Source organism: Azoarcus sp. KH32C, from assembly GCF_000349945.1.
Classification (GTDB): domain Bacteria; phylum Pseudomonadota; class Gammaproteobacteria; order Burkholderiales; family Rhodocyclaceae; genus Aromatoleum.
This window is the reverse complement of sequence record NC_020516.1, coordinates 2,124,926-2,139,027: the sequence shown is the minus strand read 5'-3', so window position 1 is coordinate 2,139,027 and position 14,102 is coordinate 2,124,926. Positions and strand designations below refer to the sequence as shown.

Sequence of the window (14,102 nt, the reverse complement as noted above, 5' to 3'; positions counted from 1 at the left end):
GCTCAAGCATATGCACGATCATGTCGGGAAAAGAACCCATCCAGCACCTATGCTGGATGGGTAAATCACCAACGGCGGGAGAGAGAAGGCTCCGCTGGTCGAAACTGCTTTATCGCCTGACGTTCACGACAATTCGCCCACTGACCCTCCCCCGAGTATCTCGGGGGCCAGTCCGACAACGTCGCTCAACCCGACGTCACGGACCATCGATTCGAGCTTGTCCGGACCCAGGTCCCGCGCGGAATCCGCCCCGTGATCCGCAGACCGTCCTTGTGGTTGAGCGACGAATATTCGACTCACACGGTCACGTCGCCTTCGGCCAAGCAATCGTCATCCACCTGGCGAGCGTCGCCACGTGATCGTTCTCGCCCTTGTCGACCAGGATTGCCTTGAACACGATCAAGCTCCTTCCGGATGGGTACGCAGGTATCTCCAGAAGAACCAGGCCCATACGAGGTCGCCCGTCACCAGCGCGGCGAAAGGCAGGTTGGTGGTGCCGGCGACAAAATGCTGATAGCCCACGAGCACCACCAGCAGTTTGCCGAGGATGCCCATCTCGACGATCGGCCGGTTGCGCAACGGGTCGGCACCGATCCGCCAGTAGCCGATGCCGAAGGCGATCACCAGTACGGCGAAGAGATCGGTGTAGAGGATATCGACGGGTACCGGCTCAAAGCCGAACAGCTTCGACAGTGCCACCGGGGCGATCCACAGCGGGATCGCGACCGCAATATTGAAGATGCCGGCCAGACGGAACATCAACCGCCAGCCGGAAAAGCTGCCGCTGCCGGCCGGCACGGTCGTGCTCGTTATCGTGCTCATGTTCAACTTCTCTCCTTTGCCGAATCAGGCGGCGCCGAGCGCGGCCTGCAGTTCCCTGACGCGGGGCTCGATGTATTCCGGGAAGAGCTGCTCCAGCGGCGTGCCCTTGAACTCGGGCAGATGCATGGCGTTCCAATGCGCCCACAAGGGCATGCCTTCCGGACACTCGGTGGCGGACACGCCGATGCCGACGATGGCCTTCATCGGGCCATCGGGGGCTTCGTCATAGGCCTTGCGCCAGTCCTCGTGACCCAGGTACATGCGCTCGACCTTGCGACCGAGGATGCGCTCGCGCGCGTCGAGCAGCTCGTTCCAGGTGAGGTAGGCCGTGGCGGCCACCGGGCAGACCGCGTTGCGCGAGGCCGGGTGGGCGAGCACGTGGGGGATGATGCGACCCACGTCGCGCGCCGTTGACCAGGAAATCTTCGTGTTACCGTCGCCCATCACCGCGACCGGTTCGGGCATGAAATACTCGATCCACAGCCCGGCCGGGATGATCGTGAAATCCAGCCCGGCCAGCTCGATCACGCGACGGATAAAGGCCTTCTGGCGGGCGGCGGTCTTGTGCGCGTTGTCGGTCGGCCAGAACTGTTCCCACTCGTAGATGAAGCCGAATTCGGAGGGCACGAAGCGCTCCACGCCGGCCTCCTTCGCGGCCCAGATCAAGGGGTATTGCGACTCGGTCGCGAACAGCGGAACGCAGGACACCAGGTAGTCGGTGCCATCGAGCGCGGGGATCAGCGAGGCGTGATCGGTGACGTCCGCCTGCTTGACGACCACGCCGCGCCGGCGCCAGTCGTCCCAGCGCTGCTGCTTCGTATCGACGGAATTGAGGAGGCCGGAGGAGGACTTTTCCTGCAGCCCCCCTGCCCTCGCAAGCACCTGGACGTCGAATACGTCCTGGCGCAGCAACTCCTCAACACAGGCCGACCCGGCACTACCGGTGGCCGCAAAGACGGTGACGGTCTTTCTGCTCATCATTGGACTCCTAATCAATGAATGCGCTGCTCAGAAGTAGAAGGTGCCGCGCATGAATACTTCGTTGGCGGACTCCAGGTTCGCGCCGAAGTCGTCGTGACCGCCGTCGCTGCGGATGATGTTTCCGTAGAGATCGAGCTGGAAGGACTTGTTCGGCTTCCACTTGACCCCGGGCTGGATCAGCCAGCCACCGCGCAGGTCGGTCAGCACGGTAAGGTCGCCGCGCCATTCGAGGGTCTTCGAGGGTTGCTGGATTGCCAGCGCGACGGCGTTGAAGCTGTCGAGCCCCTTCGGCCGCTCGCCGGGCTTGTTGTCGAGGCCGGAGAGGTGCCGCCCGAAGAGATCGCTCGCGGTCTTGTGCAGCCATTGCGCGACGATGTAGGTGGCGGGGATTTCGGCACTGAACTTGTGGTACTTCTCGAGGATGAAGGCGAACTGGGTCTCGTTTTCCTCGATCAGCCGGCGCGACAGCGTCGGGTTGGTGAACTTCTTGTCCGGCGTCCAGGACAGTTCAAAACGGCCCACCAATTGGTCGAGGAAGGAATCGGGCTCGCCTTCGAAGACGTGGTTCACGCTGAAGCCGAACACGTTCTCGCGCGGATATTCGCGCGCGAGGTGTCCCTTCAGGTTGCCGAGCCCGACGACCGGATCGAAGAAGGTATCGAGCACGCAGGACGCCGCGGCCTTGTTGGGCAGCGAGATTTTCCCGCCGCTCACGGTGCCCCCGCAGCCCGCCGCCACGGCGGCCGAACCGAGGCCTAGCGTCGCGGGGAATTCGTTTAGCGCGCTTTCCAGTCCGCCCACCCCGTCCAGGCCCACGAGGCTGGCATAGTGGAACCACTCCGCCGCGCTATAGACGCCCTGCCCCGTGCCCGCCTCGAAGGCCGTGCCGGAGAGGATGCCCTTGCGGGAGTCGGTCCACTTCACGACGCCATCCGGATTGCGGCGATTGACCGCCATCAGCTGGATGCCGAAGTCGCCCACTTTGCCGCGCACGCGCCCGCCGAAGGTCCAGTCGTCCTTGACCGCGTCGTAACCCGCTTTCTCCTGCACGACGAATTGCGACGGAATGGTGTTGTACGGCGAGTTGTCGCCGGGCAGGATCGTGGGCTGGAAGCGCTGCGTGAAGCCTTCGACCTCCCAGTCGTTGTTCACGCGGAAGCTGCCACGCAGCGCGAGCGAGGGCACGCGCTTGTCCGAGTACTCCTCGGCGGCCACGTCGAGCACCGAATGGCGGCGGAGATCGATGCCGTTGGGCACGTCGAGCACGCGGAAGAAGATCGATTCGCCCCAGGCGATCTGCTGATTGCCGAAGCGCAGCCACAGCGGACCGTCGTTGTAGTCGAGATAGGCAGCCGGGATGTCCAGCATCCAGTCCTTGCGCGCGACCTCGAACGGGGTGCCGCCGCGGCTGCCACGGAATTCCTGCTCGAACAGGTTCTCGTTCTTGAAGGCCCCGTCGACCTGGCCGACGCCGTCATAGAAGCCACGCAATTTCAGGTGGGCTGCCAGCGACTCGCTCAGCTTGCCGTCTGCCGCGAGTTCGACGCGGGTCGCGAACATGTTGAAGGTGTTGGAATCCTTCAACGACCCCGGCCGGGTCAGCGTCGCGGGCGCGACGCCCGGCGCCAAGAAGGGGCCGAGGCCGGTGTTCGGCACGGATTTGCCGTTGAAGACGTTGCCCTGCTGGTTGGCCGGATTGTCCTCGCCCCCCACCCGTACTGCGATTTCCTCCCGGACCAAGCCCGAGAACTGCCAGTCGGCCGCAAAGGCCGACGCCGGGGCGAGAAGCGCAGCGATCCACAGGCTGCTGCGTGAGAAGCCGAATGCCTTGGTGTCCATCGTGTCTCCTACCTTGTCTTGTTGTGTCGCGTCGCCTTACGGCGCGAGTTCGAGCAGCGTGCCGGCTGCGCCGGCGGTCATCACCCGCCAGGCGCCTTCCTCTTTCCCTCCTCCCTCGCCGCCCCGACGGGCGGCGGCCACGGCTTGATGCCAGGCCTGGGTGACGAGCCGGGAGTCGACGCGGCGCCAGCTCGCGCCACCGTCCTCGCTGCGCAGGATGGTGTTGATGCCGGAGGCGACGATGCGCCCGCGGCCGTCGCTCCAGACGCCGGTCAGGATCGCGGCTGAACCGGTCGGCAGTGCTTTCCAGCTCACACCGCCGTCGGAGCTGGCCAGCACCGTGCCGGCCTGGCCCACGGCATAGGCGCTGCCGTCGCCGGCCTGCGCGAGGCCAAAGAGCGACTGTTCGCCGCGGTGCACGACCTGCCAGCGCACGCCGTCGGTCGAGCGCAGGATCACGCCGAACTCGCCGACGATCGTGATCGCGCCGTCGTCGGCGACGTGGACGTCGTAGAGATGCGGTTCGGCGCCGCCCTCGCCGATTCCGGTCCAGTCGATCGTGACCGGCTGCCACGCATGGCCGCCGTCGGTGGAGCGCAGCACCGTGCCGAAGGCACCGACGGCGTAGGCCTGCCCGCGGCCGTTCAGGCTCACCGCCATCAGCCGCGCGTTGCCGACCGAGGCGACGGGGCGCCACTGACGGCAGTCGTCGGCGGCGAGGATCGTCCCGAGCTGACCGACCGCGAGGCAGTGACCGCCGCGAATCGTCGCGCCGAGCAGCACCGGCGTCTTCGGCGGGACCACCAGCGGAGCCCAACTTGCACCACCGTCGTCGCTGCCGACGATGGTGCCGAAGGCGCCGACGGCGATGCCCTGCTGTCCGTCGAACGCGAGATCGAACAGGGCGTCGTGGGCGGCGCCGCTGCGGATGACCTTGGGCGCGGGACTCGCCGGGCCTTGCGACGTGGCAGCGCTGGCGCCGGCCAGCGCCAGCAGCGAAGCCGCAACCGCGGCGCACAACGTGGATCTGGGATTGAGGGCCTTCACGATCAGGTCCCCAGCCGCTGCATGGCCTGTTCGGTCAGGTACTTTTCGTACAGGCCGGCCTGGTTGTAGCCCGACGACACACCGCCCGCGACAGTCTTGGCCTGGACGAAGCGCGTCATCCGGTTCGACTGGATGTCGTGGCAATGCACGCCCGCCCACGACCACGCCGTGTTCTTGCCGTCGAGGATGCGCGCCCCTCCCTTCTCGTAAAGGCTGTAATGGGGCTCGAACTGCTTCCAGATCTCGCCGCGGCGGTCGTAGGTGACATAGGCGACATACATCATGTTGCGCACGTCGATCCACACCCGCTTCTTCGACACCGGCGCGCGCGAGTAGCCCACCGGTTCGGCCTCGACGACGATCACCTCGGGGCACAGCTCCATCTGCGTCTCGAAGAAGGTCTGGCCCTTCGGGCCGCCGTGCACCGGGCGCTCCCAGTTCGCGTGGTCGCCGTACCAGTTCTCCGACACCGCGCCGAGGAAGGGGCCGCGGCCGACGATCTTGTAGTTGCCCCAGGTCAGCATCGGGTCGCCGGCCGCCCAGGCGTCCGACAGGTAGAGCGCCATGCCCGCCACCAGCGGCTCGAAACGCTGGTTGGTCGGGAATTTGCGCACGCGCTTGAAGGCCGGCAGGTAGCCGACGAGGTCGGGGAACTTGCGCTGGTCGTAGTACCAGGTGTTGAGGTAGGACGTCCCCTTGACGTCCGCGGGCGAGGTGAAGAACACCGACTGGAAGCGCAGCTTGTCCTCCAGCCCCTTCAGGTAGGGGCCGCCGGCCCCGACCCGCGCAACGGTGTTCTCTTCCACCCACACGAAGTCGTACTGGTAGGAGACGTCCCCGTCGGGGCCGATCTCCCAGTCGCGCACGGCATACACGGAGTTGTCGTGGCGGCCCCAGCACAGCGTCAGGTTCGCGAAGGCTTCGGTCGCCGTCGTGCCCTCGGGGAAGGGATTGCCGCCGATCCACGGCTTGCCGTCGGTGGTCACGACGTTGCCGTCCTGGTCGAGCTTCGCCTTGCCCTTGTTGCGCAGCGTCGCCTCGAGGTATTCGTGCGGGTACATCCGCGTGACGTCGCGCGTCGAGGCAACGATGCGGATGCGCCGCCCCATCTCCTTGACCTGCTTGTACGCGACCGGGTCGAGCAGGTTCTTGACGAGTTCGACATTGTCGGCGGTGATCACGTCGCCGGTCTTGATTTTGCCCTTGGTGTAGCCCTCGATCGACAGCAGCTCGTCGGGATAGGCCTTGGTGATGTCGGCCGCCTGCGCGATGAGCGGCCACAGCGGGGTCAGCACGCCGGCGGTGAGGATGCCCTTGGCGGTCTTCTCCATGAAGTTGCGCCGGCTGTAATCGAAGTCGAATTTGCGGATATGCATGTCTCACTCCTCCTTGTATTCGGGATGGATCCCGTTCTCTCTACAACGTCGCCACCGAGACCCGCAGGCCCGCCGGATCGGGCGCTTCAACCGATTCCGAAAGCACCGAGATGTCCGATTCGAGGAAACGGGGGCGGAACAGGTACACCAGCAGCGGCACCAGCAGCAGGGCCAGGACCATGTTGATCAGCATCACCACCACCAGCATCAGGCCCATGTCGGAGAGGAACTTGAGCTCCGACAGGAAGTACCAGGGCGCGATGCCCAGCGTCATCAAGCTCGCGGTGAAGAAGATCGCCTTGCCGCAGGTGGTCAGCGCACCACGGATCGCGCGCGGCAGATCCTTGTGCGCGAGGTGGTATTCCTCGCAGATGCGGGTCAGCAGGTAGATGCCGTAGTCGATACCGACGCCGATCCCGATCGCGAGGATCGGCAGCGAATTCACGTCCAGCCCCAACCCGAACAGCGACATCGCGGCGGTGAGGAAGACGTTGGCGAGATTCACCGGCACCAGCAGCACCAGCCCGGCGGCAATCGAGCGGTAGGCAAGCGAGCAGCCGGTCAGGATCACCAGGTTCAGCGCGCCGAGGATGTACCACTGGTACAGATCCACGGTGTCGTTGATCGACTGCTGCAGCGCGATGGAGCCGGCCCCGAGGCGGATCAGGAAGTTGGGATGGGACTCGCCGACTCCGGCGATGCACTTGCGTGCCTCGACCAGCGCCGCGTCGACGGTCGCCTGCTTGTTATTGGGGTACCACAGCGAAACCGTGCCGTTTTGCTGCTCGAAGTCGGTAACGTGCAGATAGGCCTTGGCGTTCGTCCCAACCATCAGCGCGCCGGCAGCAGCCGCGGCCGACGCGTCATCGGGGTCGAGCGGCGCCCACTTCGGGTTGCCGCCGTTGAACACACGGTTCGCCTCCGGCGCGTAGTCGGCGAAGGACAGCGTCGCGGTCGGCGGATTGGGGCCGCTCTCCAGGCAGTGTTGCAGCGACTGCATCGTGCCCAGCGTGTCGGCCTGGCGGACGATGCGGCCGGATTTGCCTTCGAAGATCACTTCCAGCGTCATCAGGCCGGGGAAGTTGCGGTTGATCTCGCGCACCGCGACGTTGAACTGCGAGTCGTCGCGCAGCAGGTTGCTGCCGTCGACTGGATTGCCGACCTGGATGCGGAACATCTCGACGACGGCGAGCACGCTCAGCACGACGAAGACGGCTGCGGTGAAGCGCGCCCGTCGACCCACCGCAAAACTTCCGATGGCGAGCAGCAGCTTCTGCATCCCGCGCTGCAGCGCCCCGCCCTGACCGGCGGCGGCCAGCAGGTGGTCGAGATTCTTCGGGCGCGGCAGCAGGCTCAGCAGCACCGGCGTCAGGAACACGCTGGTGGGGATCAGGTTGATCGCCCACAGGCCGGTGAAAAGCGCGAAGCGTTCCAGCGCGGGTATTGGCGCAATCGCCACCAGCAGCAGGCCGACGACGTCGGTGAAGATGCCCAGCGTGCCCGGCCACACCAGCGAGACGAGCGACGTCTCGGCGGCCTTGTGCTTGTCGCCGAACTGCTGCAGCAGTTCGTAGTAACGCTCCGTGGCCTGCACGCAATGACTGAAGCAGCGCGCGATCAGCAGCAGCGGCACCACCATCAGCAGTGGCTCCACCGGATGCCCGATCCAGCCCACGAGCCCGAAGCCCCACACCGCCGACACGGTGCTCACGATCAGCGGCGTGACGATGCCGGCGACGTTGCGCATATGCAGTGCCAGCAGACCGAACATCAGCGCCAGCGTGACGCCGAAGATCTTCGCGGTATCCGAGCCGAAGAAATACACCCAGCCGGTCAGCATCGGCCAGCCCGCGATATAGACTTCATGCGCGGAATCGCTCTCCCGGGCGACGAGATCCTGCACGAAGCCGAACAACTGGCCGTAATCCACCAGCCGCTCGATGAAGGTCGCGTTGATCACGGCCGCGGTGCCGTCTTCCGAGACGAGGAAGGTACGTGCGCCAGCCGATTCATTCACGCGCCGACGCACCTCCGCGAGCTCCTCGGCGGTCGTCGGCGGATGGTCGTCCATGATCGGATTCGAATAGATCCCGTCGGAGGTCACGACCGTGTAGCGGGCCTTCTCGGTGGCGATGGAGAGGATCTGGTCATGGTCGACGCCGGGCGCGAGGTCGATCTCGCGCGACATGTCCCAGATCTTCTTCATCGTCTCCGGCTGGTACAGGTCCTTCCCGTCCTTGCGCTTGACCATCACCGTGATGGTCAGCGGATTGCCGAAGTTGGGATGATCCTTGTACGCCTGGACGAAGGGATGACTCTTCGGGAACAGGTCCGAAAAGATCGTCCGCACCTCGATGCGCTGCAGGCCGACGGCAAAGAACGCCGTCGCCAATGCCATCACTGTCAGCACCAGGAACCGGTGGCCGAGGGCGAACCTGGCCAACCGATGGCGCAATTCCTTTGCCTCCATCTTCTTGTCTCCAACCTACCTTCTGTTATCGAAGCCCCGTTCTGCGACAGGGCCGAGCACTTCAGTTTTCTCAGCTCATCGCCCCAGCAGCGTCACGCACGCGACCGCCTCCTCGATGCCGTACAGGCCGCCGCCGTTCTCGGCGAGCGCGAGCCGCGCCCCCTCGACCTGGCGCGCGCCGGCTTCGCCGCGCAGCTGGGTCACGAGTTCGTGGATCTGGCCCAACCCCGTCGCGCCGATCGGATGCCCCTTCGATTCGAGGCCACCAGACGGATTGATCGGGATGCGCCCGCCGATCCGGGTCTCCCCGCGTTCTGCGCAGATTCCGCCGGTTCCGGGCGCACACAGGCCGAGCACTTCCGACTGGATGATTTCGCCGATCGCGGTGGCGTCATGGACCTCCGCGACAGAGATGTCTTCCGGTCCCACGCCGGCTTGCTCATAGACCTTCCGCGCGGCGGTGCGCACCAGGTGCTGGTCGAACGCTTCGGCCGCGCGACCGGATCCGCCCTGCAGCGCCCAACCCAGCACCCGGATCGCACGGGACGTCCGGCCCGCCAGCCGCGCCAGCCCGGCCTCGCTGCACACGATCGCGGCGGCCGCACCGTCGCTCACCGGCGAACACATCGGCAGCGTCAGCGGATAGGTGATCGGCGGCGCGGCGAGGATCTCGTCGATGCTGTAGTCCTGCCGGTATTGCGACAGCGGGTTATGCACCGAGTGGTGGTGGTTCTTGGCCGACACGGCGGCGAACTGGCGCTGCCGGCTGCCGTACTCGCGCATGTGCATGCGGCCGAAGGCGGCGTAGATGTCCATGAACACGCTGTAGGGCTTCGCGGAGACGCTCCCCGGAGGCGGTTCTACACCGGCCCCCATGCGCAACAGCCGGTCGCGCCCCGCGGCCACGTCATGCACGTCCCAGGCGCCGTCGAAGACACCAAAGGTGCGCGCCTTATCGTCGGAGAACATCTTTTCGGCGCCGACGGCGAGCACGACGTCCGCCGCACCGCCGCTGACCAGGGCGACCGCCATCTGGAAGGCGGTGCTCGCGCTGGCGCAGGCGTTCTCGACATTGACCACCGGCAGCCCCTCGAAGCCCATGGCGCGCAGCGCGATCTGGCCCCGGATCATGTCCTGGCCTTCCATGTGGCCCTGCGCCGCGTTGGCGAAGAAGGCCATCTGGACATCCTTAGCCTCACAACCCGCGTCGGCCAAGGCCAGCTCGACCGCAACGCGCGTGAGCTGCTTGACGCTGGTGCTCAGGTGCTTGCCAAAGGGCGTCATGCCGACGCCCGCTACGTACACTCGTTGATTCATTTCGCTCTCTCGGGATGGTTCGCGGACGGGGCGCTCACGCGCTGTACACCTGCCACGCGAGGTGGCCTTCCTCGGCCAGGGCCGCGAGCAGGTTGCGGGCGCCGAAGGCTTGCGCCGGCGACACGAAGCCGACCGCCTGAAGCTGGCCGCGCAGCACGCGACGGGCGGCCTCGGCGCCGAGTACCCCCGTCTGGATGTAGGGCGAATTGCCGCGCAACACGACGTTGACCGAGGCGGTATTGCCGCGGCCGTGGCACGACAGCACGCAGCGATTGACCTCGGGATCCTCGCGCGGCGGCTCCACCGTCGTGACTTCCCCGCCCCACTGGTTCGTCACGCGCTCCTGCTCGTCGGGCGCCAGATCCCGGCACTCCTTCTCGAAGCGTTCGAGAATGCCCAGCACCGCCTTGAACATCACCTGGTTGCGGAAGGACACCAGCACCCGGCAATTGCGCACGCGCTCGTCGCCCTGATACCAGACCGGTTCGCCGCCGCCGCTCCAGGGCAGTGCGTTGAACAATTCGTGCTCGCCCGGCAGCGTGACCGTATAGCCGGTGGCGTAGGGCCACATCGTCGGCGTCTTGTCCTTGATGTAGTACTGCGGCTTGGTGCACATCCGCAGGAAGGATTTCGTCGATGCGACGCTGGTTTGCGAATCCGCCAGGTAAGCGATCTCCAGCGAATCGATGCCCGGTGTTTCCAGCGCGATTTCCGCGGCCAGCAGCCCTTCCGCCCACATGTAGGAATTGGCCGGGCACAGGGCCAGGCCTGCTTGCGCGAAGCGCTTGCCATACTCGCCCTTGAGCAACGACATCCAGTCCGTTTCGCCCGTGGTGTCGAAGTAGTGGCACCCGGCGGCGAGGCAGGCCTGCACCACCGGTTCGCCGATCTGCATGAAGGGGCCGGTGACGTTGATGACCACCTTCCTGCCACGGAAGAGTTCAGTCAGCGAAGCGACATCGTGGCTCACCGCCACACACCGATAGTCGCGCCCCGCCAGCTCGGGTACTCGTGCCATCTCCTCGTCGAGCCGCTGCTGGTTGCGGCCCGCGGCGATGAAGGGGATGCGGCGCTCGGCGAGCTTCCACGCGATCAGCTTGCCGGTGTAACCGCTGGCGCCGTACACCACGACTTCGTAATTGGTCTCCATTGCAATCTCCTTTGATGTTTGAGGGGCGGCGTCTAGCGCACCATCGATTCGGTGCGGCGCTCTTCGTGGATCTCGGCGCCGGCGGCCTTGAAGGCATCCTTCAGGAAGCGCTCCTGCGGCTTTTCCGACGCGGTCTTGGGGATTTCCGCCACCACCTGCAGGTAGCTCGGGACGCTCGAGCTATCGAGCTTTTCGCGGCATAGGCGGAACAGCGCGTCGGGCGCGAATTCCACGCCGGCCTCGGGCACGATCGCGGCCACCACGTCCTTCTCGCCGGGGGCACCGGAGGCCGCATCGATGCCATATACAAAGACGTCGGAAACCATCGGGCTCTCGGCGAGCACTTTCTCGATCGCGGCGGGATTCACGAAGTCGCCGTTGTGGCGGATCGCGCCCCCCATGCGGAAATCGAAGAACAGCCAGCCGTCCGCATCGACATGACCGATGTCGCCCATCCGCAGCCAGCCGCCGCGCGTCTTTGCGGCCGAGGCTTCCGGGTTGTGGAGGTAGGCGACCGACGGCGCGGATCCGTCGGCGGGCTTGAAGATGATTTCACCGCGCTCGCCCGGCGCAACGTCCTGCCCGTAGTCGTCGACGATCCGCATGCGAAGCGTTGCAGGCGGCTTGCCGACGCTTCCGACCGGTCCTTCGCCGACCGGCTTGATGCTCAGTCCCCCCTCCACCGCGCCGTAGAACTCCAGGATCTCGACGCCGAAACGGCGCTCGAAGTCGCGCCAGATCGCCGCCGGCATGCCCGCGCTGATCACGAAGCGCACCGGGTTGTCGGCGTCATTGGCGCGGGGCGGCTCGCTGCAGATGGCGGTGGTCATGCCGCCCAGCAGCGTGAAGGTGGTGCAGCCGTACTTGCGGGCGATGTCCCACAGGCGCGACTTGGAGAACTTCCGGCTGATCACCGCCCGCATGCCCAGCTTGAGCACGCAGGACAGGGTCACCAATTGAGCGTTGCCGTGGGTCAGCGACAGACCGGTATAGGGCCGGTCGTCCGGGCGGTAGCCGAGGAATCCATGCCAGTTTCCGACTGCGGCAAAGCGCGCGTGCGGAATCACGACGCCCTTCGGGTCGCCGGTAGTACCCGAGGTGTACATGATCTCCATCGGCTTCGACGGATCGTCCGAGACGATCTCCACCTCCGGCACCGCAATGTCGAGGACCTCCGCCAGGCGCCGCACGCCCGCATACCCGGCGAGCGGCTTGTCGGTGCGCACCCCGCTGTCGATGACCCAGATCCATTCCAGCTCCGGCAACTGCCCGCGCACCGCCTCGAGGTTGTCGAGCACGTAGTCGGCACAGATCACGCCCCGGCAGCCGGAGTGGCGCAGCATGTACACCAGCTTGTCGCCCTTGGTACGCGGGTCGATGGGAACGAAGACGGCCCCGCTGATCGACGCGCCGACCATGGCGTCGAGGAACTCCGGGTGGTTCTGCATCAGCAGCGCAAAATGCCCACCGTTGGCGACTCGCCCTGCCTTGAGCGCCGCCGCGACACACCGGCCGTTGTCCCAAAGCTGGCGATAGGTGCGCACCTCGTCCGGGCAGCCCGGATGCTCGAAGGTCACCACGTCCAGGTCCGGGTGGGTTTCGGCCCGGTTGGCGATGAGATTGGCGAGAATCTGTTCGTCTCTTGCGGTCATGGCTGGCGCATCACAGACGATCCGGGTCGGCGAGGTAGTAGCCGCCCTTGATGGAAAGGATTTCGTTGCAGCCGTCCTCGATCAGCGAGGCACGGGCATCGCGCAGCAGCTTCTCCACCGGGTACTCACGCGTCAGTCCGTTGCCGCCGAAGATCTGCAAGGCGTCGCTGGCGACCTCGAACGAAGTCTGCGTGGCCGTCACCTTGGCCGTCATCGCCGCATGCAGCGAGAGTTCGGGCGAGATGAAGTTGTAATGGACGACGCGGTTCGTCAGCGCCCGCGAGGCCTCAACCTTGCGGAACATGTGGAACAGGCGCTGCGCCACGGCCTGGTGGCGGATGATCGGCACCCCGCCCTGCTTGCGCTCATGGGCATAGTCGAGTGCGAGTTCGTACGCTGCCCGCGCCACGCCGGTAAAGGTCGCGCCCATCAGCCCGTTGGCGGCGGTGTGGATGATCTTTACCGCGGCCTGGAATTCTTCTGGCCCCGCCAGCAGGTGATTGCGCGGCACGCGAACGTTGTCGAAGTAGACCTCGCCCTGGTTGAGCGCACGCTGGCCGAGCTTGTCCAGCGGCTTGCCACGCGAGACGCCCTTCGCATCCATCGGCACGATCACGACGCAACCGCGCTGCGGATCAAGCGACGTCCCGGTATCGGTCGCGCAGTACAGCACGCAGACATCGGCGATCGTGCCATTGGAGACCCAGGCCGACTTCTGTCCGTTGATGACGACCTCGTCGCCGTCGATCCGCGCCCAACAGTTCGGGCGGCCGTACTGCCCTTGCGGATGAAAGATCATCCGGTTCGGATCGAGGGAATCGGAACCGTGATCCGGCTCGGTGATCCCCCAGCAGCCGAGCACAGCATCCGGGTAAAGCTTCAGCAGGTCGTCGCGACCGAGCACCGCGCACATGTATTGCGGCAGCATCGCCGCGCCGAAGGAAATCGCAAGGCCCGAGTCGCCCCAGCCCAGGGTTTCGAACAGCAGGCACATCATCTTGCCGCGTTCTTCCGGCTCGAACCCGAGCAGCGCCTCGACGCCGAACCCCAGCTCGACGAACTTGCGACGGGCCTCCCAGTACGGCGAATCGGCCGCCGCCACTTCCTCCGGCGTCATCCGGTCCAACCGGGTGCCGATGGGACGCATCACCTCGACTGCATAGCGCTGGAGACTCTCCAGGATCATGGCCGCCGTTTCGGAAAGCGGCGGCTCTGCACCCAGTGGGCCCAGTTTTGCGGCGACGGGACTTGGGTTCCGGTCGTTCATCTTCGAATCTCCTCCGTGGTGGAACGGGACGCCGAAACGCTGTCGGCACGGAGCAGATTCTTGATTCGCGGCCCAATCCTCTCAATCGCGCAAACCCATGACTTTTCCCGGGACACGTCGTCCCGGAAAACCGTGACAACTGCTGCGGCGCAGGATGTGCATCTGTTTCCATCACCGCTTT

General features: G+C 65.7%; 10 protein-coding genes. All 10 read right to left on the bottom strand.

The features are described from left to right. Positions 1-399: 399 nt before the first annotated feature. The gene (locus AZKH_RS26275) at positions 400-822 is read right to left on the bottom strand and encodes a hypothetical protein (RefSeq protein ID WP_015435520.1); all 423 of its coding nucleotides are present in this window, start codon (positions 820-822) and stop codon (positions 400-402) included. Positions 823-846: 24 nt separating this feature from the next. Next, positions 847-1,800, bottom strand: coding sequence for an NmrA family NAD(P)-binding protein (locus AZKH_RS09370; protein ID WP_156822076.1), 954 nt, complete (start codon positions 1,798-1,800; stop codon positions 847-849). A 30-nt stretch (positions 1,801-1,830) separates the two neighbouring features. Next, entirely contained in the window at positions 1,831-3,642 is a 1,812-nt protein-coding gene (locus AZKH_RS09365) for a DUF1302 family protein (protein WP_015435518.1), read from the bottom strand. Between the two features lie 36 nt (positions 3,643-3,678). Beyond that, complete coding sequence (locus AZKH_RS09360; protein ID WP_015435517.1) at positions 3,679-4,689, bottom strand: YCF48-related protein; 1,011 nt, start codon at positions 4,687-4,689, stop codon at positions 3,679-3,681. 2 nt (positions 4,690-4,691) lie between these two features. Then, positions 4,692-6,065: a DUF1329 domain-containing protein gene (locus AZKH_RS09355; RefSeq protein ID WP_015435516.1), complete on the bottom strand. Its 1,374-nt coding sequence runs from the start codon at positions 6,063-6,065 to the stop codon at positions 4,692-4,694. A gap of 40 nt (positions 6,066-6,105) precedes the next feature. Next, positions 6,106-8,535 carry an RND family transporter gene (locus tag AZKH_RS09350; RefSeq protein WP_015435515.1) on the bottom strand — a complete coding sequence of 810 codons (2,430 nt, stop codon included), beginning with the start codon at positions 8,533-8,535 and terminating at the stop codon, positions 6,106-6,108. 75 nt (positions 8,536-8,610) lie between these two features. Then, complete coding sequence (locus tag AZKH_RS09345; RefSeq protein WP_015435514.1) at positions 8,611-9,852, bottom strand: thiolase family protein; 1,242 nt, start codon at positions 9,850-9,852, stop codon at positions 8,611-8,613. A 34-nt stretch (positions 9,853-9,886) separates the two neighbouring features. Continuing rightward, positions 9,887-11,002 carry a trans-acting enoyl reductase family protein gene (locus AZKH_RS09340; RefSeq protein WP_015435513.1) on the bottom strand — a complete coding sequence of 372 codons (1,116 nt, stop codon included), beginning with the start codon at positions 11,000-11,002 and terminating at the stop codon, positions 9,887-9,889. Positions 11,003-11,034: 32 nt separating this feature from the next. After that, positions 11,035-12,654, bottom strand: a complete 1,620-nt coding sequence (locus tag AZKH_RS09335) for an AMP-binding protein (protein ID WP_015435512.1) — start codon at positions 12,652-12,654, stop codon at positions 11,035-11,037. 10 nt (positions 12,655-12,664) lie between these two features. Then, entirely contained in the window at positions 12,665-13,921 is a 1,257-nt protein-coding gene (locus AZKH_RS09330) for an acyl-CoA dehydrogenase family protein (protein WP_015435511.1), read from the bottom strand. Between the last annotated feature and the right edge of the window lie 181 nt (positions 13,922-14,102).